Annotated in this window: 33 protein-coding genes, 1 pseudogene and 1 riboswitch; of the genes and pseudogenes, 6 read left to right on the forward strand and 28 right to left on the reverse strand. The window is 29.8% G+C overall.

Going from position 1 to position 25394, the window contains the following annotated elements:
• Positions 1-11: 11 nt before the first annotated feature.
• The 7 genes from DWZ53_RS01265 to DWZ53_RS01295 all read right to left on the reverse strand — a co-directional run bounded on the left by DWZ53_RS01265 (position 12) and on the right by DWZ53_RS01295 (position 6499).
• Positions 12-317 carry an AzlD domain-containing protein gene (locus tag DWZ53_RS01265; protein ID WP_118431217.1) on the reverse strand — a complete coding sequence of 102 codons (306 nt, stop codon included), beginning with the start codon at positions 315-317 and terminating at the stop codon, positions 12-14.
• Complete coding sequence (locus DWZ53_RS01270; protein ID WP_118431219.1) at positions 310-1005, reverse strand: AzlC family ABC transporter permease; 696 nt, start codon at positions 1003-1005, stop codon at positions 310-312. Before DWZ53_RS01270 ends, DWZ53_RS01265 begins: the two co-directional genes overlap by 8 nt.
• Positions 1006-1055: 50 nt before the next feature.
• The gene (locus DWZ53_RS11250; RefSeq protein ID WP_118431221.1) at positions 1056-3248 is read right to left on the reverse strand and encodes a sensor histidine kinase KdpD; all 2193 of its coding nucleotides are present in this window, start codon (positions 3246-3248) and stop codon (positions 1056-1058) included.
• Between the two features lie 11 nt (positions 3249-3259).
• Entirely contained in the window at positions 3260-3958 is a 699-nt protein-coding gene (locus DWZ53_RS01280; protein WP_118431223.1) for a response regulator transcription factor, read from the reverse strand.
• A gap of 217 nt (positions 3959-4175) precedes the next feature.
• Positions 4176-4865 (reverse strand): biotin--[acetyl-CoA-carboxylase] ligase, encoded by a 690-nt coding sequence (locus DWZ53_RS01285; RefSeq protein WP_118431225.1) that lies wholly within the window; start codon positions 4863-4865, stop codon positions 4176-4178.
• Positions 4866-4929: 64 nt separating this feature from the next.
• Positions 4930-5778: a Sir2 family NAD-dependent protein deacetylase gene (locus DWZ53_RS01290; protein WP_118431227.1), complete on the reverse strand. Its 849-nt coding sequence runs from the start codon at positions 5776-5778 to the stop codon at positions 4930-4932.
• Positions 5723-6499, reverse strand: a complete 777-nt coding sequence (locus DWZ53_RS01295; protein ID WP_118431228.1) for a protein-ADP-ribose hydrolase — start codon at positions 6497-6499, stop codon at positions 5723-5725. Before DWZ53_RS01295 ends, DWZ53_RS01290 begins: the two co-directional genes overlap by 56 nt.
• Before the next feature lie 95 nt (positions 6500-6594).
• Between DWZ53_RS01295 and DWZ53_RS01300 the strand changes: the two genes are divergently transcribed.
• Positions 6595-6921, forward strand: coding sequence for a helix-turn-helix domain-containing protein (locus DWZ53_RS01300; RefSeq protein WP_118431230.1), 327 nt, complete (start codon positions 6595-6597; stop codon positions 6919-6921).
• Here the strand turns inward: DWZ53_RS01300 and DWZ53_RS01305 are convergent.
• From DWZ53_RS01305 to DWZ53_RS11255, 11 genes are all read right to left on the reverse strand, one after another.
• Entirely contained in the window at positions 6916-7710 is a 795-nt protein-coding gene (locus DWZ53_RS01305; RefSeq protein WP_118431232.1) for an ABC transporter ATP-binding protein, read from the reverse strand. The two genes, DWZ53_RS01300 and DWZ53_RS01305, sit on opposite strands and share 6 nt — an antisense overlap.
• A 1-nt stretch (position 7711) precedes the next feature.
• On the reverse strand, positions 7712-9238 hold the full coding sequence (locus DWZ53_RS01310; RefSeq protein WP_118431234.1) for a glycine betaine ABC transporter substrate-binding protein: 1527 nt from the start codon (positions 9236-9238) through the stop codon (positions 7712-7714).
• Complete coding sequence (locus tag DWZ53_RS01315; RefSeq protein WP_118431236.1) at positions 9231-9845, reverse strand: 4Fe-4S binding protein; 615 nt, start codon at positions 9843-9845, stop codon at positions 9231-9233. The genes DWZ53_RS01310 and DWZ53_RS01315 overlap by 8 nt, the downstream gene beginning before the upstream one ends.
• Before the next feature lie 114 nt (positions 9846-9959).
• On the reverse strand, positions 9960-10379 hold the full coding sequence (locus DWZ53_RS01320; RefSeq protein WP_118431238.1) for a DUF3592 domain-containing protein: 420 nt from the start codon (positions 10377-10379) through the stop codon (positions 9960-9962).
• A 64-nt stretch (positions 10380-10443) separates the two neighbouring features.
• Positions 10444-10884 (reverse strand): Hsp20/alpha crystallin family protein, encoded by a 441-nt coding sequence (locus tag DWZ53_RS01325; protein ID WP_118431240.1) that lies wholly within the window; start codon positions 10882-10884, stop codon positions 10444-10446.
• Positions 10885-11066: 182 nt separating this feature from the next.
• Entirely contained in the window at positions 11067-11396 is a 330-nt protein-coding gene (locus tag DWZ53_RS01330) for a type II toxin-antitoxin system RelE/ParE family toxin (RefSeq protein ID WP_118431242.1), read from the reverse strand.
• On the reverse strand, positions 11393-11701 hold the full coding sequence (locus DWZ53_RS01335; RefSeq protein WP_118431244.1) for a type II toxin-antitoxin system RelB/DinJ family antitoxin: 309 nt from the start codon (positions 11699-11701) through the stop codon (positions 11393-11395). The genes DWZ53_RS01330 and DWZ53_RS01335 overlap by 4 nt, the downstream gene beginning before the upstream one ends.
• A gap of 125 nt (positions 11702-11826) precedes the next feature.
• The gene (locus tag DWZ53_RS01340; protein ID WP_118431246.1) at positions 11827-12267 is read right to left on the reverse strand and encodes an Hsp20/alpha crystallin family protein; all 441 of its coding nucleotides are present in this window, start codon (positions 12265-12267) and stop codon (positions 11827-11829) included.
• 160 nt (positions 12268-12427) lie between these two features.
• Positions 12428-12895, reverse strand: a complete 468-nt coding sequence (locus DWZ53_RS01345) for a helix-turn-helix transcriptional regulator (protein WP_118431248.1) — start codon at positions 12893-12895, stop codon at positions 12428-12430.
• A 99-nt stretch (positions 12896-12994) separates the two neighbouring features.
• A complete protein-coding gene (locus DWZ53_RS01350) occupies positions 12995-14035 on the reverse strand; it encodes an MATE family efflux transporter (RefSeq protein WP_233541802.1) in 1041 nt (346 codons plus the stop codon).
• Positions 13974-14357, reverse strand: a complete 384-nt coding sequence (locus tag DWZ53_RS11255) for an MATE family efflux transporter (RefSeq protein WP_233541803.1) — start codon at positions 14355-14357, stop codon at positions 13974-13976. Before DWZ53_RS11255 ends, DWZ53_RS01350 begins: the two co-directional genes overlap by 62 nt.
• 196 nt (positions 14358-14553) lie before the next feature.
• Between DWZ53_RS11255 and DWZ53_RS01355 the strand changes: the two genes are divergently transcribed.
• Positions 14554-15429: a PD-(D/E)XK nuclease family transposase gene (locus DWZ53_RS01355; protein WP_158568146.1), complete on the forward strand. Its 876-nt coding sequence runs from the start codon at positions 14554-14556 to the stop codon at positions 15427-15429.
• Positions 15430-15583: 154 nt separating this feature from the next.
• Here DWZ53_RS01355 and DWZ53_RS01360 read toward each other — a convergent pair whose 3' ends face one another.
• From DWZ53_RS01360 to DWZ53_RS01370, 3 genes are all read right to left on the reverse strand, one after another.
• Positions 15584-15805 carry a DUF6718 family protein gene (locus tag DWZ53_RS01360; protein WP_118431252.1) on the reverse strand — a complete coding sequence of 74 codons (222 nt, stop codon included), beginning with the start codon at positions 15803-15805 and terminating at the stop codon, positions 15584-15586.
• Positions 15777-16394, reverse strand: coding sequence for a hypothetical protein (locus DWZ53_RS01365; RefSeq protein ID WP_118431253.1), 618 nt, complete (start codon positions 16392-16394; stop codon positions 15777-15779). The genes DWZ53_RS01360 and DWZ53_RS01365 overlap by 29 nt, the downstream gene beginning before the upstream one ends.
• A gap of 116 nt (positions 16395-16510) precedes the next feature.
• Entirely contained in the window at positions 16511-17446 is a 936-nt protein-coding gene (locus DWZ53_RS01370) for a TRM11 family methyltransferase (protein ID WP_118431255.1), read from the reverse strand.
• Positions 17447-17492: 46 nt separating this feature from the next.
• Here DWZ53_RS01370 and DWZ53_RS01375 point away from each other — a divergent pair, with 46 nt between their 5' ends.
• Entirely contained in the window at positions 17493-18665 is a 1173-nt protein-coding gene (locus DWZ53_RS01375; protein ID WP_118431257.1) for an O-antigen ligase, read from the forward strand.
• Positions 18666-18687: 22 nt separating this feature from the next.
• On the opposite strand, the gene DWZ53_RS01380 is transcribed toward DWZ53_RS01375, so the two are convergent.
• Positions 18688-18876, reverse strand: a complete 189-nt coding sequence (locus DWZ53_RS01380; protein ID WP_118431259.1) for a hypothetical protein — start codon at positions 18874-18876, stop codon at positions 18688-18690.
• Between the two features lie 186 nt (positions 18877-19062).
• Between DWZ53_RS01380 and DWZ53_RS01385 the strand changes: the two genes are divergently transcribed.
• Together DWZ53_RS01385 and DWZ53_RS01390 are read left to right on the forward strand one after the other, a co-directional pair.
• The gene (locus DWZ53_RS01385) at positions 19063-19389 is read left to right on the forward strand and encodes a PadR family transcriptional regulator (RefSeq protein ID WP_118431260.1); all 327 of its coding nucleotides are present in this window, start codon (positions 19063-19065) and stop codon (positions 19387-19389) included.
• Positions 19390-19436: 47 nt separating this feature from the next.
• Positions 19437-20402, forward strand: coding sequence for a D-2-hydroxyacid dehydrogenase (locus DWZ53_RS01390; RefSeq protein ID WP_118431262.1), 966 nt, complete (start codon positions 19437-19439; stop codon positions 20400-20402).
• Between the two features lie 22 nt (positions 20403-20424).
• On the opposite strand, the gene DWZ53_RS01395 is transcribed toward DWZ53_RS01390, so the two are convergent.
• The 6 genes and pseudogenes from DWZ53_RS01395 to DWZ53_RS01415 all read right to left on the reverse strand — a co-directional run bounded on the left by DWZ53_RS01395 (position 20425) and on the right by DWZ53_RS01415 (position 24968).
• Positions 20425-20679 carry a hypothetical protein gene (locus tag DWZ53_RS01395; RefSeq protein WP_118431264.1) on the reverse strand — a complete coding sequence of 85 codons (255 nt, stop codon included), beginning with the start codon at positions 20677-20679 and terminating at the stop codon, positions 20425-20427.
• 66 nt (positions 20680-20745) lie between these two features.
• Complete coding sequence (locus tag DWZ53_RS01400; protein ID WP_118431266.1) at positions 20746-21552, reverse strand: HAD family hydrolase; 807 nt, start codon at positions 21550-21552, stop codon at positions 20746-20748.
• An 86-nt stretch (positions 21553-21638) separates the two neighbouring features.
• On the reverse strand, positions 21639-22421 hold the full coding sequence (thiD, locus tag DWZ53_RS11260; RefSeq protein ID WP_233541809.1) for a bifunctional hydroxymethylpyrimidine kinase/phosphomethylpyrimidine kinase: 783 nt from the start codon (positions 22419-22421) through the stop codon (positions 21639-21641).
• A 60-nt stretch (positions 22422-22481) separates the two neighbouring features.
• Positions 22482-23093 (reverse strand): annotated as a pseudogene (thiE, locus tag DWZ53_RS11265) (thiamine phosphate synthase); the annotation flags it as partial.
• Positions 23050-23868 carry a hydroxyethylthiazole kinase gene (thiM, locus tag DWZ53_RS01410; RefSeq protein WP_118431270.1) on the reverse strand — a complete coding sequence of 273 codons (819 nt, stop codon included), beginning with the start codon at positions 23866-23868 and terminating at the stop codon, positions 23050-23052. The pseudogene thiE and the gene thiM, both read right to left, overlap by 44 nt.
• Positions 23869-23913: 45 nt before the next feature.
• A riboswitch (TPP riboswitch) is annotated at positions 23914-24019 on the reverse strand.
• A gap of 37 nt (positions 24020-24056) precedes the next feature.
• Positions 24057-24968 carry an AEC family transporter gene (locus tag DWZ53_RS01415; protein ID WP_118431272.1) on the reverse strand — a complete coding sequence of 304 codons (912 nt, stop codon included), beginning with the start codon at positions 24966-24968 and terminating at the stop codon, positions 24057-24059.
• 123 nt (positions 24969-25091) lie between these two features.
• On the opposite strand from DWZ53_RS01415, the gene DWZ53_RS01420 reads away from it, so the two are divergent.
• Complete coding sequence (locus DWZ53_RS01420; protein ID WP_118431274.1) at positions 25092-25385, forward strand: hypothetical protein; 294 nt, start codon at positions 25092-25094, stop codon at positions 25383-25385.
• Positions 25386-25394 lie beyond the last annotated feature (9 nt).

Genomic DNA, 25394 nt, shown 5'->3' on the forward strand with positions numbered 1-25394 from the left:
ATCCCTCTTTATTATAAAATGATTTCTATTAATGCCACGACACCACAACCGATACAAGCAACTTGAATTAAACTCAGTTCCTTATATGAAGCATATAGGATAATGATTGTCGCTACAATTCCTGAAATAAGATTACCCGTTGAATAAAAAATATCAGGAAAAGTCATCGCTGCCAGTACGGTATAAGGTATGTAGTCTAAAAATGATTGAACTGTTTTATTGGTTATCTTTTTATTAATGAAAACAAGGGGAATAGCACGGATAGCATAGGTAATAACTGACATAATCAGTAAATAGATAAAAAAGTTTTTATTCATGTATTTCCTCCGTTGGATAGATAATGGCTCCTACTAATGCACTCACTAAAGCACTGATTGTCATCGCAAAACCACTTGATAATTGATTTAAAATAGGTAAATAATAAAAACCTACTCTTAAAATAATCGCTAATAAAACAATCTTAATCATATGATGATGTTTTTTCATACCAGGAATAATAATAGCGATAAACATGGCATATAAAGCAATACCTAAAGCATGATGGACAATGGTAGGAACAATTGTTCCCAATATAGCTCCTGATGTGGTCCCAATAATCCAAGCACTCGCCCCAGCAAAAGCTAATCCAAAAAAATAAGCCTTACTTACACTTTCTTCCAGCATCGATACCGCAAAGATTTCATCCGTAATAAAGAAACTTAATAACCATTTAAAGATACCTTTAAAACGATCATCTACTTTTTGTGATAAAGACAACGACATAAAAGCATAACGGATATTAACTGTTAACTGAACAATCGCCATTTCAATAAAGCTTCCTTGTCCCGTCATAATTCCTAATGAGGCAAATTGTCCTGCTGAAGTCAAATTACATAATGAGATTAATACAGCTTGCCACCAATAAAAGCCCATTGATACCGCAATTGCTCCAAAAGAAAATGATACTGATAAGTAACCTAACGCTATTGGTATTCCATTTTTCATTCCTCTTCTTATTTCTTCCATAACATCCCTATTATAACAAAAACAGTGGTATTATCCACTGTTTTTACATCTTATTTCTTTAAAAAAGTGATATCTGTTTTAAATAAATCGCCATCTACACTTAACTTAAAACTTCCATCTTGGACTTCTACAAAGCTTTTAACAATAGCGAGTCCTAACCCAGATCCTTCCATTTTTCGTGATTCATCACCTTGAACAAAACGATCCGTTAACACTTGAGGATCACCATGAATCTCTCTAGCAGATATGTTTTTAATAGTGAGTTTTACATAACGTTCATCTTCTACCATATCAATATAAACTCTTGTATGATCTAACGCATACTTACAAATGTTTTGACATAAGTTTTCTAACACCCGATAAGTTTTAGCACTGTCTAAATGACAGATGACTTTATGATCTGGATAGTTTTCTTTGATTTGTAATTGTTGTTTAGAAAACGAATCTTGATATTCAAAGACAACCTGTTGAACTAAAGCATGGAAATCAAGATCAACAAGATCTAATTTAACATTACCACTATTGACTTTACTCACTTCAAATAAATCTTCTATTAAAGTTTTAAGTCTTTTAGCGTTATGATCTAATACTTGAATATATTCTTTTTGTTGATCTTGAGTTAAGTTATCATCTTTTAATAAATCAACATAAGAAATAATGGAAGTAAGTGGTGTTTTTAAATCATGAGAAACATTACTTATGAGTTCAGTTTTCATCTTTTGGGAGGCTACTTCTTTACTTACGGCATCTTTAAATCCATCATTAATACAATTAAATTCATCTTTTAATGTATTAAATAAACCTAAATCTTGTTCTATTTTATTATTAAATTCTCCTTTAGATAACTGATGAGTAGAATCTAATAACTGTTGATAATCATGTAAAACCTTTGATGATAATTTTTTAGCAATGATAACAACAACGATACCTGATCCTATTGATAAAATAAGCGTCAACCAAAAGTAATATCTAAATGAGAAAGAATAGCGATAAAAAACATCCATGACTAATCCAGCAAACAAGAATAGTCCTTCAATAAAGCATCCACTCATAAGTCCCATCTTTTTAATATTTTGAGTTAATCCTTTTTCTAATTGCGTATCCGTCAAATGATAAACCTTTGTTTTAAAATGATAATATAAACTATAAGCTAATGTGTGTTCCTTAATAAAGGACTTAACTCCACCTACAATGATCATCTTGATATAAAAGATAAAATACATCACCATCGCATAGAATACAAACCAACCACCGATATTGACTAATGGTTCTAGTAAAACCCCAGCACCAGCCAGTCCTTTTTGTCTTACAATATAAGCAAAATCTCCTTGCCAGGTTGTTTGTAAAACACCTGTCATCATTGTAATCCATATCGCTACAACAATTAAATAAATAAGGAAAGTAAAAATAAGTTTAGCTTTCACTACTGTTTTAAATGGTTCTAATTCTAATAATTCTTTTACCGGCATAAATAACATCATGATTATAATAAGGATTACAAATATGATGACATAAGTAAATAATGTTTGTGATATAGATTGTCCTTTTAAATAATTTTGAGCTAAAAAAGTATTAGAAGAAACTTTATTAGGAATTGCAAAAACAACTTTCATATTGGTTGGGTTTTTCATATGAAATTGATTAAGAAATTGATTATCTTCATCACTTAAATAATCATTTTTAAAAAGTTCATCAAAAGATGTATTATAAAACTTATTACCCCAACCATCTTTATTATTTCCATCAACCTGAATATTTCCATCCTGATTAAATGTTAAAACCATATACCATTGATATTTCTTTAATAATTTACTCTTAGAATTTGTAAATAAATCTTTTAAATTTGACTTCGTATTTGTAAGACATCTCTTGTTATCTTGCATATCATATGCATAATAACAAAATCCTTTACTAAAATAATTATCCTGATCTTCCATATTAAGTAGACTATCATTAAATACTTCTTGCAGATTATCATTATATTGGTCTTTTAAACTATCTACATTATCACCATTTACATAATAATGATAGAGATCATAATTTCCTTTACGTCTTTGTAATTGAGCATCTAATAATACACTTTTTTTAACTAAAATATTGGTAATCGTATCACGATCATCATCAAAATTTAATTTTTCATTCGTATTAAAAGTATTTGTCCCATAACTTAGATAAGTTATAACAGAAGCGACAACTAACAAAATCATCATCAAACTATGAATAAGCCACTTTTTCTTTTTCATTTTCTCACCTACTATTTTTCAATTTTATAACCAACACCCCAAACAACTTTAAGGTATTGAGGATTTTTAGGGTCGAGTTCTATTTTTTCTCTTAGGTTACGTACATGGACCATCACCGTCTCACTATTCACTGCCTTTTCATTCCATACCCGTTCATAAATATCATCTGCTGAAAAGACTTTGCCTGCATTTTTCATCAGTAGTTCTAGAATTTTAAATTCAATAGGTGTGACTTTAACCGGTTTTCCATCTACACTTACTGTCTTTGTTTCATCATTCAATTCTAACCCACCACAAATACAAACATGACTGCTTTCTTTAGGTAATGTCGCATCTAAATATCGACTATAACGTCTTAAATGTGAATGAACCCGGGCAATCAATTCCATTGGTACAAATGGTTTGGTTACATAATCATCGCCACCAATATTTAAGCCCATAATTTTATCCATATCCTCTGATTTAGCTGATAAGAAGATAACAGGAAAATCATATTTTTCTCTTAATTTGGTAACCATGGTTAACCCATCCATTCTTGGCATCATAATATCTACTATCGCCAAGTGAATCACTTCTCGATTAATGATGTCTAATCCCTCTAGACCATCATGACCAATAAAAACATCATAACCTTGATTTTTAAGATAAATTGATATCGCATGAGCAATTTCATGGTCATCTTCTACAACTAATACATGATACTTTTCCATAATCTTCTCCCTTATCTAATCATCATTGATAAAACAATGAGACATACTCCCATATAACCTATAAATAAATAACTAAATAAAACCAATTCATTGATTTCAAATAGACTTTTCACTATCCTCACCCCTTACACCTATGAGTATAAAGAATAAAAATAAATTTTTACTTTTTATCTTTCTTAAGAATTTCTAAAGAAAAAGCAGATCTTCAAGATATGCTTTATTGATGTAATGATATTTCATTAATAATTTGATGATAATATTGCCCCTTTTGATCAACAAAAGTAACTGTTCCATCATCATTTAACTTTGTAAAAGTAACTGGACCATACTCCAAATAATTGACTTCTTTATCTTTTAAATAAGAAATATTATTAGCGTATTCTAAAACCTTATCAAACTGATTTGTTTGATAAAGATTATAATAAATATTCATAAATGTTTGTAAACCTATCGCTAATTGTTGAATTCGATAACTTTTACCTGTGACTTGTTTCATAGAAAGATAAGGTCCTTGTCCATTAACATTAAGACCTATTCCTACAATAACTCCTTTTAAATCAGGATCTAATATTGTTTCTGTAAGAATACCACATATCTTTTGATTACCTACATAAATATCATTAGGCCATTTAATCATAGCTTTAATATGATGACGGTCAAGTAAGCCAACAACACTGCACGCTGCCAACTGTGTTATTTTCCAAGCGTCCTCAATCTTTTTAAAATCTTTATATAAAAAACTCATTGTTAAGTTTTCATTGGGTTGACTTTGCCAAACATGACCGTTTCTTCCTTTACCATGAGTTTGATGATGTGCATAAAGTGATACTTGTTGATCTAAGTTTTGATATTCTCTTTTTAAATATTCATTTGTTGAATCTACTTCTTCTAATACAATTTGTTTCATCTTTTTTCCCTCTTATCTCTATTATACTTTAATTTAATCAAATTACGATAAATAGTATAAAAAATCACTCTTGTACGAGTGATTCTAAGAATGTTTTTATATCAGTATTTAAACAATAGGATTGTTTTTTAATTGACTCAGGACAATACGTTTCTTGATTAATACAAATATAGGTTGCCTCTTTATTCTTTTCTACCATTTTCCAAAAAGGATATTTAATAATGGATGGCGTATTATAACCAACACCTAACTCAAGATAAACAACCTTTAATCCTTGATGTCTTCTTAAAAAATCAAGATAACGATTCATAGCCTGTTGCCAACCTTGATCTTCTACAAAAGTATCATCACATCTTAAATTTATTGTCATTGCTTTACCACAATGAGGACAATGTGGAATAAGATGCGTAGGAATTTTCATATCTCTTTGTTCTTTTATCATTTGCTTAATTCGTTTTTCATTATCATATGTTTCTTGATGGCATGGTTTGCTACATTGTAATAAGCCATAATCTCCCTGCGTGTAAAATAATCTTTGCTTATCAAAGCCTGCTTTTTGAAAACAATGATCAACATTCGTTGTAATCACAAAATAATCTTTATCTTGAACTAATTTAAGTAATTTTTGATAAAGTTCTAGATGATCTTGATAACGATTATAATAAATATGTCTTGACCACCATGCCCAATATTCCTCTAGACTTTCAAAAGGATAAAAGCCTCCTGAATACATATCTTGAATCCCATATTTTTCTTTAAAATCATGAAAATATTTATCAAATCTCTTACCATCATAAGTGTAACCGGCTGCTGAAGAAAGTCCCGCCCCAGCACCAATGATAATAGCGTCAGCCTCATCAATCACTTGTAAGATATTGTTTATAGATGTGTTCATCTTCTTCTTTGAAAACATTAAAAATCACCTTCTTAATACTTGTTTGTTTTTTTAGAAATGCTTTTACTGTCTTAATAGCCAAATCAGCTGCTAATTCTTGAGGAAAATGAAATTCCCCGGTAGAAATGCAACAAAAAGCAATACTTTCTAATCCATAAGTTGCTGCAAGCTGTAAACACGATTGATAACTTGATATCAGTAATTCTTGATCATGTTGGGTTACTTGTTGATCAATAATAGGACCAACAGTATGAATAATATAACGACAAGGAAGATTATAGGCTTGGGTTATTTTTGCATGACCCGTTGGTTCACTTCCTTGGTTTTTCATCATTTGACTACATTGATAACGTAATTGCATTCCAGCATAAGTGTGAATACAATTATCAATACAACGATGATGAGGAATATAACAGCCTGTCATTTGACTATTTGCTGCATTGACAATAGCATCACATTGAAGGGTTGTCATATCCCCTTTCCATAGATAAATCCCTTCTTGAATAGGTTTTAAATCATCTAAATAGGTTATTCCTTTTTGTTTAATTTCTTCTTTTAAATAAGCATCTTGTACTTGATAAAACTGTAAGTGTATTTTTTTAGGTAACCGTACATTCATTAGATCTCTTAATAAGAGCTTTTGAGATTGCTTATCTTGAGGGACTTTGATATCTTGGTATTCAACTCTTTCATTTAACAATTCTTGAATTAAATAAAGTCTTCTTTCATCTTGATTCATCTTTTACATCTCTTTTCTTGTTTAAGTTATTTTTTTATATTATTATAGTATATATAATAAACTAAGTATCTATTAGAAACTTTCGAGGTGATAACATGGAAAAAACAAATATTGAATTACCTGCATGTCCGGTAGAAACAACATTAACATTAATTAGTGATAAATGGAAAGTCTTGATTTTAAGAGATTTACTTCCTGGAACAAAAAGATTTGGTGAATTAAAGAAATCAATCGGGCATGTTTCCCAAAAAGTCCTTACCAGTCAATTAAGACAAATGGAAGCCAGTGGTCTTTTAACTCGTACCGTTTATCCTGAAGTCCCTCCCCGTGTTGAATATTCTTTAACTGATTTGGGATATAGTTTAAAACCTATTTTAGATGCTATGGCTTCATGGGGAGAAAACTACAAGAACTCATTATGAGTTCTTTTTTGTTAGAGCGCAATATTTACAATCTTGAAGCTTATCTTCCGGTAATAAGCAGTAACGTCGTTGTTTATCAACAAGTTTTTCTACAAATGGTGTGGCTGGATGTTTTAATATTTCATCTGGTGAAGCATATTGTTCAATTTTTCCTTCATTCATTACTAAAACCTGAGTACCTAATTTTAAAGCTTCTTCAATATCATGTGTAACAAATAAAATAGTAAGTGATGTCTGTTTATAAATCTTTAATAATTCATCTTGTAATTGTACTCTTGTGATTTCATCAACAGCACTAAATGGTTCATCCATTAAAAGTATTTGAGGTCGATTGATCAGTGCTCTAGCAATACCTACTCTTTGTTGTTGACCTCCAGATAATTCACTAGGATAGCGATTGAGTAAATTTAAATCTAACTGAACTGTTTTCATACATTCTATAATCTTATCATTTATATCATGATTCTTCTGACTTAAAGAAGGTACATAGGCAATATTTTGTTTTACAGTCATATGAGGAAATAATAAACTCCCTTGAATAACATAGCCAATCTGTCTTCTAAGTTGAATTAAATCATGTTCTTTCAAATCTTTTCCTTGAACGATGACATGACCTTGAGTTGTTTCTATAAGTCCATTGATCATCTTTAAAACTGTTGTTTTTCCACTTCCTGATGTTCCTACAATGGTGATGAATTCTCCCTCATTAACAGAAAGATTAAAATGTTCTAAAACTGTTTTTTCCAAATATGATTTTTTTACATCTTGAAATTCAATTATTGTTTCCATTTTATGACTCCTTTAATAATTTCTTTTCTTTTAAATAGCGTTTTGCTACATCTCTAGGTTCTTGACCTTGACTTTCTACTTGATGATTCATATAAGCCATTTCATCATCACTGATAATGTTGGATAAGTCTTTTAATACTTTTTTTAATTCCGGATGTTTTTTTAATACTTCACTACGAATAACATTGCCACATAGATAGCTTGGATAGAAATGTAAATCATCTTTCAATACAACAATTTGATCATTCGCCAATTGTCCATCTGTTGTAAAGATTGTCATGACATCAACATTTCCTTGTTTTAAAGCTTTATATTTTAAACCAATATCTAAATCTACTGTCTTTTTAAAATTCATATGATATGTCTTACATAAAGCATCATAACCATCTTCTCTTTCAAAAAAGTCATATTCACCACCAAATGTCAACTGATCAGCAACTTTACTTAAATCTGAGTAAGTTTTTAATTGATATTGTTCACTTATTTCTTTTCTTATAGCTAAACCATAAGTATTATTAAAACCATATTGACCAAACCATTCCATCTTTAATTTTTTCTTGTATTCTTGATTCATTTGCTTAAACAAGTTTTCACTATAAATATCATTTTTCTTTAATACTGCATTCCATCCTGTACCCGTATATTCAGGATATAAATCAAATTCACCTTTTTTCATTGCTGGTACGATATTGGATGTTCCCCCACCTACTCCTTGAGTCAACTCTACTTTTAAGTTTGTTTCTTGTTCAATATAGATATCTAACATTTCACCTAGGATGTATTGCTCTGTCATTGGTTTAGTCGCTACATGCAAAACCTCTTGTTTTTGATGAAAGATTTGTGTTATTAACGCTAAACAAACTAAAATAATAATTCCTATGATTCCTTTTTTAGATTGTTGTTTTTTTGATTTTATTCGTTTTTCTATTATTGATAAAACAAAATCAACAACTAAAGCAAATATCGCAATCATCAAACTACCAATTAATGTCATGGTAGCATTATTCGTTGTGATACCACGATAAATAGCTACTCCTAATCCGCCAGCGCCAATAAAAGATGCAATCCCTGCTAAAGCAATCGTCATGACCGCCATATTACGTATTCCTGCCATCATAAAAGGTAAAGCTAGAGGTAATTTTACTTTTGTAAGGACTTGTCTTGGGGTACTTCCTAAACCTGTTGCTGCTTCAACTATTAATGGATCGACTTGTTCAATTCCAGTATAAGTATTTCTTACCATAGGGAGTAATGCATAAATAACAAGAACAATCACAGCAGTTTGATTACCAATTCCCGATAGTGGAATAAAAAAACCTAATAAGGAAATAGAAGGAATTGTGTAAACAAAATTAATGATACCAAGAACTGGTTTTGCTAGTTTTTTATGTTCGCTAATAAAAATACCAATCATCCCACCAATAATGATAGCAGTGATAACAGTAAAAAATGATATACCCACATGTTGCCATAATAAATTTAAAAAGAAAGCTTTTCTTTTAATAAATAAACTGATTAAACTATTCATATTCTTCCCTCCTAATTGCCTGAACTGGACATTTTTCATAACATAAACCACAATGTAAACAATGATTTTGTTGAATCACATAGGGGTTCCCTGATTCTATACATTGTTGAGGACACCATGTTTTACATTGGTTACAGCCTATACACTTTTCACTGATCATAAATCCTTTTCTTTTTTTCTTTTTACTTCCTATAACAAAGGTTTGTCTTTCTATGGGTTGAACTCCTAAATCAAAAAATTCAACTTCTCCTTGTGCAATACAAAATGGTTCTAAAACATAACGACTCTTTCCTGGATAAACATCATTCATCGTAGGGTTATGTTCAAAGATTAAATCAATCCATTTTTTGGCATCGTCTAATTGATATGCTTCTCCTGATAAACGTATCATCTGATAATCTTTATTCATTCCTGTAATAGCGACATGAGGATGACTTTGTAATTGATGATAAAAATCTTTCCCTCGTGACGTACAAAAATATAATTTATCATTTTCAACTAACATTACATCAATCATTCTGATTTGGGGTAATCCTTGATCATCTACTGTCGCAAAAGCTACATCTTTAATTTCTCTTAATATTCTTAAACAATCTTTTACTTCCATTATTAACTCTCCTTTTTTCATTTTTTATTATATTTTTCTTTTAAAATAAAAAAAGTACGCACAATATTGTGCGTAGGTTACCTAGAAGAAACTAAAAGAACTCAATTTTAACAATTAAATCACGGTACTCATTAATACTAATGATACACAAAGTAAAATAATACCAACTATCAAAAAGATGCTGTAAATCCAACGCTGTCCATTGTCCCCTTCAATATAACAATGATTTACATTATCCGGTTGAACCAGTACCGTCACACTTGTTCCTACTTCATACTTTGGTTTACTTGTACCAATAGATATTTCTTTTTTAATATACTGTCCATTCACGTAATATTCGACAACTGGATAATAATAAGTATCCCATGTATGATCATCAATTGATGATTGCCTTCTTGCAATATTATCTACAACCTTACCACTTACTCTTTGCGTACATTGTTTCATTTTCTTTTTATAATTGATAGCAATACCAATTCCAATAGATAAAAATACAATACATAGTAATCCGGTAATGAATAATGGTAAAATCATATGCTCCCCCTTTTTTGTTCATTATAACAAAAAAGGGTAGGCATTTATACCTACCCTTTTATAACTATTTAATTGTAATGTATTTTGTATCTTGTGTTTCTAATTCTTTTTTAGGAACTGTAAGTCTCAAGATACCATCTTCATAGCTGGCTTCAATATCTTCATTTCTAACGTTTTCTCCTACATAGAAACTTCGTGCCATTGAACCTACATAACGTTCTTTTCGGATATATTGTCCTTCTTTATTCTTTTCTTCTTTATCAATACCCTTATTGGTAGCGATGGTTAAATATCCATTTTCTAAGGATATTGAGATATCTTCTTTCTTGAATCCTGGTAAATCCATATCTAATTCATAACTATGATCAGTTTCTCGAACATCTGTTTTCATCATATTCTTTGAATGTTTTCCATATAATGGATTTTTCTTTCCAAAGAATTCATTATCAAAATCATCAAACCAATCATCAAATAAATTTTCTTTAAAAATACTAGGCATCATCATAAGTCATTTCCCCTTTCAATCTAGATACTTAGATTATTCGCATCGTTGTTTCAAGCGGTGTTAACTTACTGAAACTAGGTTCTTTTTTTATCTCTTTCCTAATTTCTAAATACATTATAGTTCTCTCTTTTAGCACTGTCAAGAGGTGAGTGCTAATTATTTATTTTTTGAATTCTTAATTTTTACCCTTTTGTATGAAAATTTAATTGATCATCAATATTTCTTCTACTATACATCACTCTTAAAATTGTAACTATTTTTGTAGTACTATCTGGAATATAAAATATCACATAATGATCTACAGGCAATACACGAAGTCCTCGACTTTTCCATGGTTCTTCTTCGTATTGTCGATATCTAAATGGCATCATATCTAAACTCAATATATGTTCTTCTAAACGATATAACTGATTGATTGCATTTTGTGGTGATTGTAATTTAAATGCAATATATTCATAAATTTCTTTTAAATCATTTTCAGCCTGTTGAGATACATAAACTTCATATATCATAAACCATAATCCTTATGGATATCATGAAATGCCTGCTTTGCTTTCTTTGTTCGCCCAGTTTGCATATCTACATATCCTTTTTCTAATTCCTCATTTAAATCTTCTTTTGATAATGTACTTACATCTATCATACTTGTATCTGGTAACTTTACTTCAAATGGGATTCCTCTTTGTAAAATAATTTGTTTATAAAACATATTAATGGCATTTGAGGCAGAAATACCTAATGATGATAAAATTGTTTCTGCTTTTTCTTTAACTTCCGGTTCAATTCTTGCATATAAATTTGCTGATTTTGTAGCCATATAAAATAACTCCTTTCATATATAGTCTATCCTTCTCAATTCATTTTATGCGATTGTACATACATTAGCAATACATAAATTTATTTTCACAAAAAAAGGTAGGCATTGTACCTACCCTTTTATAACTATTTAATTGTAATGTATTTTGTATCTTGTGTTTCTAATTCTTTTTTAGGAACTGTAAGTCTCAAGATACCATCTTCATAGCTGGCTTCAATATCTTCATTTCTAACGTTTTCTCCTACATAGAAACTTCGTGCCATTGAACCTACATAACGTTCTTTTCGGATATATTGTCCTTCTTCATTCTTTTCTTCTTTATCAATACCTTTATTTGTGGCGATTGTTAAATATCCATTTTCTAACGATATTGAAATATCTTCTTTCTTAAATCCTGGTAAATCCATGTCTAATTCATAACTGTGATCAGTTTCTCGAACATCTGTTTTCATCATATTCTTTGAATGTTTTCCATATAATGGATTTTTCTTTCCAAAGAATTCATTATCAAAATCATCAAACCAATCATCAAATAAATTTTCTTTAAAAATACTAGGCATCATCATAAGTCATTTCCCCTTTCAATCTAGATACTTAGATTATTCGCATCGTTGTTTCAAGCGGTGTTAACTTACTGAAACTAGGTTCTTTTTTTATCTCTTTCCTAATTTCTAAATACATTATAGTTCTCTCTTTTAGCACTGTCAAGAGGTGAGTGCTAATTTTTTATTTTTTTCCTATCTTTGCATCAAGTGCCATAACATTAAGAATATTTGTTATAAATGCAAGTAAGATAACCAAAACAAAGATGATTAAATCATGAAGCGTATTTAATGGTAGCATCGCTAATATAGTCACGGCTATAATTCCTGTCATTAACAATATGACTATTAATCTCTTTTTATATTTTTTATTTTCTATTTGTATTTCTTTTAATACTTGTGTCATGTTTTCTTCAGCAACTTCTTTTATATTTTCATCTAGAACTCGTTTCCCTGATAAAATTTCATTAATACTGATTTTGTAAAAATCGCTTAATAAGATAAGACATTCAATAGGTGGCAGATAATTTCCTGTTTCCCATCTTGATATGGTTTTATTGGTTACTCCTATTTGTTGTCCTAATTGTTCTTGAGTTAAATGATTTTCTATTCTCAATTGTTTTAAAAAAGATCCTATCTTTTTAGTATCCATAAAACATCCTCCTTTAAATTGCCTTCATCATAACAATTTAACCATGATGCGTCTTTACCATAAATAGCGAATCTTCCTTTTATTAAAATTGAATCATCTTTAAAATATATGATTCATTGTCTTCTTTAATAGAATTATTGATACTAAAGTCGATACTCCTTCTGCAAAGATAAAAGTAAACCATAATATCCAATATGGCATATTATATACCATGACAAGTTTAGCCAGTATGTAAGCCACCGGTATAACAAGTACAAATTGACGTAGTAATGAAATAATCAATGATGAAAGACCATTTTCTAACGCTTGAAAACATCCCTGCATAGCAATATTAGCGCCAGCAAACATAAAACTTACTGATATGATTTTCATGGCACTTTCACACAATGATGCAGTTTGACCAGATAAACCAAATATTGTAGTAAATACATGGGCACTTAATTCTAGTGTACCAAAACCAATGAGCATAATAATCAAGGTATAAATCAAACCATATCGAATACCATCTTTAATTCGATTGTTATTTTGTAAACCATAATTAAATGACACAATAGGCGTAATGGCATCTCTCAAACCAAATGCAGCAAATAAAACAAATTGTTGTATTTTATAATAAAGCCCATATGCCGTTACAATTCTTTCATCAACCATACCAAAAATAACATTTAAAGCATAAGTCATAATTGACATCAATGCTTGAGCAATAATAGCCGGAAAACCAATAGCGTAAATTTGTTTAATGATTCGTATATTGGGTTTTAGGTATCCTAAATCATTGCTGATTTCATGATCATATTGATAATGAAAATAAAAATCTAAAGCAAAAGAACATATTTGACCTAGAACTGTTGCTATAGCTGCACCGTTTACTCCTAAAGCTGGTAATCCACATAAGCCATATATCAAAACTGGATCTAAAATCATATTTAACACTGCCCCACTTACTTGCGCAATTGTCGTATACATAGACCGTCCAGTAGCTTGAATTATTTTTTCATACAAAGAATAGAACACGATACCAAATGAAGCAATACAACATATTTTTAAATACTGACTTGCCATTGTGACAATTTGGGGATTATGACTTTGGCTTCTGACATAAAAATCCGTTCCAAATAAACCAAATATCAAAAAAAACAAAATAGATAATAAAACCTAAAAAGAGTGCATTGCCAGCACTATGACTCGCTCTTTGACGATCATTTTGTCCTAAACATTGAGCAATCAGTGCATTCACGCCTACTCCCGTTCCTATCCCTATCGCTACCATAAGCATTTGCACTGGAAAAGCAAGTGTTAATGCATTTAAGGCTACTTCACCACAACCCTTCATATTAGATACAAAAGCACTATCTACAATATTATAAAGTGCTTGTAACAGCATCGAAAAAATAATAGGTATTCCCATTGATAATAATAGTTTTTTTACAGGCTCATCTGCCATTTTATTTGTACTTTCCATATAAGTCCTCCTCTATAACAAAAACGCCCAACCTTGTGAATATTTCACAATAGATTGCGCGCTTGATTGCTGGACTTACATCTAATCGGTTAACACGATTTTCCTCGACATTATAACAAAAAAATATTTTTCTTGTAAGTTAAAAAAAGAAATTCTCTTATATTTTTTATATATAAATAGTGGAGGTGTTTTATTATTGAAACCAGGTATCGATTTTAAAAATGATCTATTCTTTAAATATCTGTTACATGATGATCAAGATCCTGACTGTTTATATTTGCTTCGTCTTTTGATTGAAGGTATTTTACACATTCATCCTCATCATATTCAAGTCATGAATCCTGAACTTTATCCCCAAAACAACAAAGATAAAAACATGAAACTTGATCTTACAATTGTTGATGATAAAGGTCAAATCATTAATATCGAAATGCAAAATTCGATGTTTAATCAATATCATTATTATCGTTTTCAAGGTTATGGTGCTAAATTATTAGCCAATCAAATTAAACAGGGGCAAAGTTATATTGATACAATGAATCCGATTTTTCAAATGATTCTCATTGATGATATGGATTCACGTCATCCTAAGTTATATGACTGGTATACTTCTAAAAATGATGAAAATCATCAAGAAAGATATAATTTAATTCATCGTGTCTATGTTCAACTCCCTTATATTAATGTGATAAGTGAAACAAAAGGAATTGAAAACTTAACGGAATTAGAATTACTTTTATACATATTTAAAAACGGATTATCAGATGATATAATGAGGATAGAAAAAGAGGTGATTAAGATTATGGAAAGAAAATTTAAGCGTTATAATCGAGAAGATATCTTATTATCAGATGAAGAAATGATTGAATTTGAAGAATGGTCTAAAGCCTTAGAAAGAGGTCTTGCAATGAAGGAAAAACAAAAGGAATTAGTTTTGAAATATTTTCATAAATTTTATTCTGGATATAATGATGACTTTTTACAAGAACTCACATCAAATGAGTATGATTTAGTTTTAGATATGATTATTGATCGTCAGGATATAGAAAACATCAAAAAAGAAATTCTGTAAACGAATTTCTTTTTTTAGTTACAAACATAAATATATCGTCCAAATTTAACATACTCCGTCTTTTTTCTAAGACAACAATCAATAATTTTATATCCAGCATTTATTAAAAAGGAATCCTATATAAAAAGATTCCAAATAATTTTCACTTTAATTTTTATAACAAACTCGCCTGTTTACTAAACTCATCATAACTATCAACAAAATGATATGGCTCGTATTCACCATATGCCATTGGTCTACTAATAGTTATAATTTGTGTATCGTATCCAAGTTTTTCCTGTAAAGCATCAGCGAATTTTGCCATTTTTTCTCCTGGTTCAGTTTGTAATGCAATACACCCGGATTTTTTAAATTTTTTTGCAATTAAATAGCACATTTGCTAACACCTCCTCAAACTCTTTAACTGATTTTATTTTACCACCCTCATATAGTTTACGCAAGATTATACCAATTTGATTATCATAACCTCTTTTATAAAATTTATCATGCATCCAATCATTAAACTGTCTATCATAATATGTATTAAACTGTATTTCTATTGGATAGTGGAAATTATCTTTTTGATAATATACATGAACACCTCGATATCCATCGTCATTGTTTTTTCCCTTAGACATATCAACAATTCTTATCTTTTCTTCAGTTTTAAGTGATAAAACTTCCTCATAGTTTGAACAAATTGATCTAAACCCCAGAATATCATTAAAGACACGAGAAAAAATTGCTGTAGGATATCTGTCAAACTTCATAGCCGCTGATCCAATACTTTTAATTCTTAAATCAACGGGTAACCTATATAATATATCTTGCATATTATACCATTGTCGCGCATTTCTTATATCATTTAATACTTCATTTTTATCAAAATGTCGCAAAGTTCTTTTCATGCTTACTGACAATCCAGTTTTATATGATAAGGAATCCAATATTTCTATACTTAACCCAACTTTATCTAATATATACATTTATAAGCACCTCTTAATATATCATTTTATCATCTTCCGCAAATAATAAAAATATTTTTCACTATAATGTACAAATTGATTGTACAAAATTGAAATCCTATAATGAATTTCTTTTTTTAGTTACAAACATAAATATATCGTCCAAATTTAACATACTCCGTCTTTTTTCTAAGACAACAATCAATAATTTTATATCCAGCTTGTTCTATTTCTTTAGTCATATCCTCAAAAGTGACCATGACCATTTTCTTGCAGATTTTTCTAGAAGCTTGAATCATAGAACATTGTTCTTCATAAGTGATAGGTGTATAGAGGTTATAAGGGATATCCATAATAGCCACATCATAAACCTTGGTATGGTCATGAATATCTTTTCTTTGAATCAGTTGTCCATCATAGCCATAATACTCTAGATTCTTTCTAGCATGCCATGATATTTCCCTGGAAATATCATAGCCTTCTATATTCAATCCCAAAGCTAATCCTTCTAATACGACTGTACCCATCCCGCAACAGGGATCGATGATAGTTAAATCTTTATTTCCTCCACTTGCAATATTTACTAATGTTCTTGCTAGACGAATATCTAAAGAATTAGAAAAAGTCCACGGTTTATCGTCATGTTTTTTCCATGTCGGGATACCATGATGATAATAACCACATATCCACATATTATTTAAATAAGTTAAAGCAATAGTATGTAAAGGCTGATTGAGTTTAACCGTTCCTTCAATCATCCATGATAAATCTTTACATTTTTTCAAACTATCACGATATTCGACATGATTCATTTTATTTTTCACGTAAATCACTTTAAAATCAGGGTATTCATAATTCAATGCTTTGACTTCTTTTAATAGTTCATCAAAATTTTCACTCATCGCAAAAATATCAATCTTCGCCTTAATAAAGACACTATCATCCTGACAAATATCTTGATTTGTTAAATAATACTGTCCTTGATATTCTTCGTGAAAGAGATACTTAAACTCTAAAGCACATAAATCATGATCTTCTGGGGGATAATTAAAAATATATAGATACTTTTTCATAATAACTCCTTTTTATGTTATAGTTATCTTACCATGGAGGTAAAATATGAAATATTTACAAATTTTAAAAGATAAATTTAATCAAGATCAACTATTGGTTTTGTTTTCTTGCTTTGTTTTGACATTTCCCTTCTATATTAGTGGACCTATCTATGTCATAGAAGCATTATACTTATTGTACACAAAAAAAGGAATAGACGCTTTTAAAAATACTCCTAAAATTAAATATTTGTATTTATTTTTAGGGTTATCTTTGATTGTTTCTGTGATATCTAAAAACTTGATTGGTGTAGGTTGCGTTGTCGCTATCGCTATTTTCATAATGTTAATGCTTTATTACCGTGAACATATTACACCTGAATTATTTGAACTTATTGTAGACTTATTGATTTTTTTATCTATTTTTTGGGCTATTTATGGGTTGTATGAACAAACTGTTATTTTACATCGTTTAGGTTATTCACACTTTACTTTAAAAATCTTTTCACGAAGAGAAAATAGGTTAAACAGCGTTTTCTTTAACGCTAACTACTATGCTATGATGATTGAATTTTTAATCATGATGATTACCTATAAATTTTTTACAACAAAGCACAATATTAAAAAATCTATTTATTATGTATGTGTAGGTTTACTTAATGTCTTTATGCTTTATATGACAGGATGCCGTACTGCTTTAATTGCGATTGCCGGTGCGATGATTATCTTTTTGATTATTAATAAAAATTATAAATTATGTACTTTAATAGGGATTGGCTTTTTAGCCATTGTTGCCTTTTTCTTCATTCATCCAGATAAGTTTCCTCGTATAGAATATCTTCTTTCTAACTATGCAGTACGTATAAAGATTTGGAAAGCAGCTATTCAAGGAATAAAAGCGCATCCTTTATTTGGACAAGGTCCAATGACTTATATGATGATTTTTAAACAATATGGTGGTCATGCTACTCAACATGCTCATAGTGTTTATTTAGATCCTATCTTATCATTTGGTATTGTAGGAATTGGTTTGTTAGTGCCTTATGTTATTGATAACTTCAAAAGATTATTTATCGTTGTTAAACAAAATCTTAATCGTAGCTACTTTGCCCTTGTTATCAGTTGTATTGTTGTCATTTTATTACATGGTACTTTAGATTATACTATCTTTTGGTTACATACTGGTTTGTTATTCTTATTTATCGCCAATAGTTTTGCAATGTATCCACAAACACATTAAAAAAGCAGGTTCCCCTGCTTTTTTAATTGTGATGATTTTCCATACAGTAAAGAATAACCATCCATATAAATGTTCCAATAATTAAAATAATAAGCCAATATGGCGGATGACTACTTTCATTGACTGCTTGATTTGTTAATGCGAAACATGATTGAACTGATGTCAAGATAACCCCTATCATTGTTATCATTGATAAAACATATTTTTTCATGATATCACCCCTTATTTATTTCTAATTCTATTTTACTGCCAAATTTTGGTAAAAATGTGTCAAAAATGTAAAGATTTTATTATATTTTCTAGTAAATTATTATTTTTTATTACCAAAAAATGCAAAAAACTTGACAATTATGACGATAGTAATAATATTAATCTATAGAATAAAAAAGGAGATAATATGACACGTACTGCAAAGAATTTTTTTAGAATAGAAATGGTTTTATTAAAAATTATCGACTCTGGAGAAGAATGTTATGGATATCAAATTGTACAAACTTTAAAAAAACAATCTGATGGTCATATTAATATTGCAGAAGGAACAATGTATCCAATTCTTTATAAATTAACAGATCAAGGTTACATTACAAGTGAACGCCGTCTTATTAACAAAAGACAAACACGTGTTTACTATAAAATCACTCCAGAAGGAAAACAATATTTAGAACAACTTTATCAACATTATTTAACAATAACAGGTTGTATCAAAAATATTATGTCCGATTAAGCCCAACTTGGGCTTTTTTTATGTATAATAACAACGGAGGTATCATGATGAAAATATTAGTATGTGCACCTTTACAAGATCAAGAAATAAAAGAAATTCAAAATGCTTTTATTGATGATACCTTTATCATCAATAAAAAGCCTACACAAAAAGATATTGATAACGCAGATGTGATTATCGGTAATCCTTCTTTATCACTCCAATTAAATCAAGAACATCTTCAAGCTATCTTTTTAAATAGTGCTGGAAGTGATGCTTATATTAAAGAAGGTATCCTTCACAAAAACACCCAGTTAGCAAATGCAAGTGGAAGTTATGGTAAAGCCATAAGTGAACATATTATCGGCATGATGATTGCATTATGTAAAAACTTTAAATTCTATTCTTTGCAAATGACAAAACAACAATGGCATCCGTTAAAACAAGGAAAAGAAATCTATCACAGTCATGTTTGTATTGTAGGTTATGGTGATATTGGTTATGAAACAGCAAGAAGATTAAAGGCATTTGATTGTCATATATCTGCTGTAAAAAGAAGAAAACAAGATCATCTTCCTTATGTAGATGATATTTATACATTAGATCAATTAGATGAACTCTTGCCACAATGTGACTTTGTTATTCTTGCTTTACCTCAAAATAAACAAACAATTCATTTATTTGATTATAAAAAATTATCTAAAATGAAACCTGATGCTATTATTATTAATGTAGGTAGAGGAAGTGCAATCGTTAGTGATGATTTAGTTCAAATTTTAAATGAAGGGCATCTTTATGGCGTAGGACTTGACGTTGTTGAAAATGAACCATTAGATTGTTCTTCGCCATTATGGAACATAGACAGAGTCATGATTACCCCTCATAGTTCGGGTGGCTTTGTTTGGGATAGTGTGAGAAATGCATATTGTCAATTAGTTATGCGTAATCTTCATCATTTAAAAAATAGTGAGGTATTAGAAAACGAAGTTGACTTTAATACCGGCTATCGTCGTGTTGTTTCTTATAAAAAATAAAAAAGCATCTGACGATGCTTTTTTATTTGCTTGTGTTTTGCCAATAGTTTTGAATGTTTTTCACTTCATTATCATTAATTCTCAAGATATGTTCTTTTCTATCGTTAATATAATTATCTCTTGCACGAATACTGCTAAAGTATTTAGAACATCCTTGAATATGATTTTCATCGAGTATTTCAATAAACATTTTTGATTCTTCTACTCGATAGACTTTCTTTGGATAATTATTATGATCTTTATTATCCATGTCCTTAAAATATAATGCACATTCCATAAAAAATTCACCTCATGAATATCATTATACCAATTAGATTTTTAAATAACAGTCTTGACATATGTATTATTCACAAAACAATATTTTTAATATCTCTTCTAAACCATTTTCTCTAATAGATTTACAAATAATGTTGGCTTTTTCTTTTAATAGAGAACAGGCATTGCCCATTGCAACTCCTACATGACAATATTCAACCATTTCTAAATCATTTTCGCCATCACCAAAGGCATAAGTCGCTTCTTGATCTAGATGATAATAATCTAATACTTTTTGAATTCCTGTTGCTTTGGAAATAGTAGGTGAATAAAACTCAAATGCATTATCACTACCATGTTCATCATAGTTAATCACATATCCAAAATGTTTTTTGATATATTCTTCTATTTTGTCTTTATCTTGATTTGTTACATTTGCTTCTATTTTCAATGCTTTTTTTAACACTTCATCACGATTAAACTTTGTTGTAAATAAATCATCATTATGTCTTAAATTAACAAAAAATTGATAAAGTTCTTGATGACGAGGATCAATATAAAGATGATTGGCTGTTGCAATCATATAATCACATTTTAACTCTTCTAACATCTTTACTGTTTGCATAGATAAATCATAATCCATTCTATTTTCATAGATTGATTGTCCATCAATTTCTACATATGCACCATTAGTAAGAATATAACCATCAAATGTTCCATCACACCATTTATCTTCTAACATAGCTTTAGGTCTGCCACTACAGATAAATAATTTATGTCCTTGTGCTTTAAGTTTCAATAATTGTTCTTTTACTCCTTGAGGAATGTCCATAATTCCTGCTTGCGACCATATTAATGTTCCATCAATATCAAAAAATAATACTTTTTGTTTCATACTTTCACCTCAAAAAAAGTATATCATAATGTTTTTTTATCTCTTTATATTTTCTAAATTAAAAAAACAAGATAAAAATATCTTGTTTATTTTAATTTATATCCATGGTCCATAGGTCCTTGACCACTACCCAAATCTAAATTTTCTTGTAAACATCCAGAAATATAATCTTTAGCTTTTTTGATTGCATCATGTAAGTTATCACCTTTGGCTAAGTTAGAAGCAATGGCACTTGATAAAGTACATCCTGTCCCATGGGTATTTTGGTTATCAATTTTTTTCCCTTTAAACCATGTAAAGTGATGACCGTCGTATAATAAATCATTAGCGTCATTAATTTGATGTCCACCTTTAACTAAAATGGCACATTGATATTTTTCACTCATAATTTGAGCTGCTTTTTTCATATCTTCTTCATTTTTAATTTCTATATCAGACAAAATCATTGCTTCGGGAATATTAGGAGTGAGAACTGTTGCTAAAGAAAATAAGTAATCTTTAAGTACGTTAATTGCATCATCATTAAGTAATTTTGCCCCACTGGTTGCTACCATGACGGGATCAATCACAATATTATAAACGGGATATTGGTGTAATTTATCAGCAATAACCTTAATGAGTGATCCTTTGGACACCATACCTATTTTTACTGCTTCAGGATAGATATCTTGAAAAATACTATCTAACTGTAAAGCAAGAAAATCAGGTGTCACATCTAAAATACCGGCTACTCCTGCTGTATTTTGAGCAGTTAAAGCCGTAATCGCACTCATACCATAAACATGATGTGCTAACATGGTTTTTAAGTCTGCTTGAATGCCTGCACCACCACTACTATCACTTCCAGCTATTGTTAAAGCACTATGAATTTGGGGATGAACAATTCTTTGTGTTTTTTGTTTTAAAATTTCACTACTACCTTGAATATCATCACTCGCAAAAATAGCACTGACAATAGCGACACCATCAATACCACTACCGGTTAATGATAAAATATTGTGTTCATTAATACCCCCAATGGCTACAACAGGAATATCAATTTGTTGACAAATCTCTTTTAATGTTTTTAAAGAAACCGCATCAGCATCATCTTTAGTTGCGGTTGTAAAAATAGCACCAACACCTAAATAATCTGCTCCCCCATCATAAGCCATCTTAGCTTCATTTAAATCATGAGCCGATACACCAATAATCTTATCAGGTCCTAAGATATCTCTTGCCTTCTTTAAATCTAAATCATCTTGACCAATATGTACACCATCAGCATCAATTTCCTTAGCTAATTGAACATCATCATTAATAATAAGTGGCACTTGATATTGTTTACACAATACTTGAATTTGTTTTGCTTCTTGTAAAAAAGATTCATGATCTAAATCTTTTTCACGAATTTGTACCATTGTTGTTCCCCCTTTAAGGGTTTGTTCTACCTGTTGATACAAAGTTTGATTTTTTAACCATCTACGATCAGTTACCGCATATAATAATAAATCATTCTTATTTAATTTCATATTTAGCTCCTGCTTGTAAAATATATCCATCCATATGATTCACTGCATCAATAATACGATTACGATAAGTGGCATTTCCTTCAAATGACTGTAGATGTGTTTTAGCGATTTCACCTGCTAATCCCATTTGGCATACTGCTGCGACACATGCTTTTAATGGTGTTTTAGGATTAGCTGTAATATAAGCTGTCATTAACCCTGATAATTGACATCCAGTACCTGTAATCGCACTCATTTCTTTTTCCCCGTTATAAATAACATAACATTCTTTTCCATCACTTACTAAGTCAATTGCTCCTGTGACAGCGATAATGGCATTCATTTTTTGAGCATATTCTTTTACGAAAGCAACGTTTTGTTCTAGGTTATCTTGAGTAACGGCATCCATTTCACTCGCATCTACACCATGGGTATTTCCTTGGTTTAAAGCAAGTGTTTTAATTTCTGAAATATTTCCTCTAATAACTGAAAATTGAACTTCTTCGATTAATTTTAGTGCAGTTTGAGTTCTTAAAGTACTGGCTCCTACTCCTACTGGGTCTAATAAGACAAGATGATTTAATTCATTTGCTTTTTTTCCTGCCTTGATCATAGATTGAATTGTTCTATGATTTAAAGTTCCAATATTAATATTTAAACCATTACAAATGGAAGTAATTTCTTCGACTTCCCCTTCATCATCAGCCATAATAGGGCTTGCCCCTACAGCTAAAATCATATTGGCCACATCATTAACAGTTACATAATTTGTAATGTTATGAATAAGTGGTCTTTTTTTCTTTACGTTTTCTAATTGTTCTTTCATTGTGTTCTCCTTTTATTTATAAAAAAACAGAGAACCTGAAAAGAATCTCTGTCCTATGTATCGTTCCTACGTTGGCATTATCCAAATCAGGTTATGGGTCTAAGTTTACAACTTACTCTCAGCCTGTCTACAAGCTCCCCTGTTTATTTATATTGTACTCTTATTATAGGGGCTTTCCCTTATTTTGTCTAGGCACCCAAGATAAATAACATGATAGGAATTGTTATCAATGATAATAATGTAGAAAGAGCAACACCTGAAGAAGCTACTTGAACATTACCATTATATTCATTTGCTCCCATGGCTACCATTGAACCTACTGGCATACCGATTGAAATAGTTGCAATTTTAATAATCATCATATCTTGCGTTAAAAAACTTGCGAGAAAGAAAACAAATAGGGGTGCTGCGACTAATCTTAACACTGTAATAAAATATAAACTTTTATCTTTTAGTACCTCAAGTATTGGATAATCACCAATAGATGCACCAATAGAAATCATAGATAGTGGGGTAACAAGTGAACCAACAAAGTTAAGAGATTCACTTATAGGGGTTGGTAATGAATAGGCTGTAAAATATAATACTATCGCTAAAATAGATGAAATGACACCTGGGGTAACCAATTGTTTAATTTCAAATTTAAAATCTCCTTCACCATCTTTAGCCAGTAAATAAGCTCCCAGTGTAAAGAATAAAAGATTATAAGGCATATGGAGTAATGTATTATAGAATACAGCTTGATTGCCAAACATTGATTGTAAAATAGGCAAAGCCATAAAACCACAATTAGAAAACATAAGCATACAAATATATGTTTTTTGATAATCAGCTTTTAATGGTAATACTTTAACTAAAATAAAACTAATAATGGGCATCGCAATATAGATAACTAAACCTACTGTTAATAATTCTATCGCTAAATGATTATTTCCACTTTTCATTGAAGCAACTGATCCAACAATTAAACATGGATTGGCAATTTGAATAATTAAAGAAGAAATACTTTTATTTACTTTCGTATTTAAAATATCTTTTTTATTTAATACAAAACCAATAATAATCGCAAAAAACAATTTACACATTGTATTTAAAATCATGATTTCCACCCCACTAATAATTTTTTATTACATTATAACTAAATTGTAAATTTATGTAAATAATTGAGTCATGATAAGCATAAATTCTTTTAGTTTGTAAAAAATAAAAGAGGAGGTGAGAGAATGAAACTTTGTTTAACATCTGGTAATTATCATGTTTTTTCATTGATGATTCAAAATCATCAAGATTCCCGTATTAAAATTAAAAACAGTTATCAATTAGATTATGATCTCATTTTAGAAATTGATACGACTTTAAAATTAGAACATGTTCTATCTATTTTAAAGCATGAATTACGTTATTCTCCTTTTATGTATCTTTGTCCTTTATTTCAACTAATCCCTTATCATCAAAGAGCTAAAATAGGTCTTCAAATTCCTTCTTTAACATCTAAAAATCAACTTGCTTTTCAATAAGACTTACTC

The organism is Coprobacillus sp. AF33-1AC, assembly GCF_003475785.1.
Classification (GTDB): Bacteria; Bacillota_I; Bacilli_A; order Erysipelotrichales; family Coprobacillaceae; genus Faecalibacillus.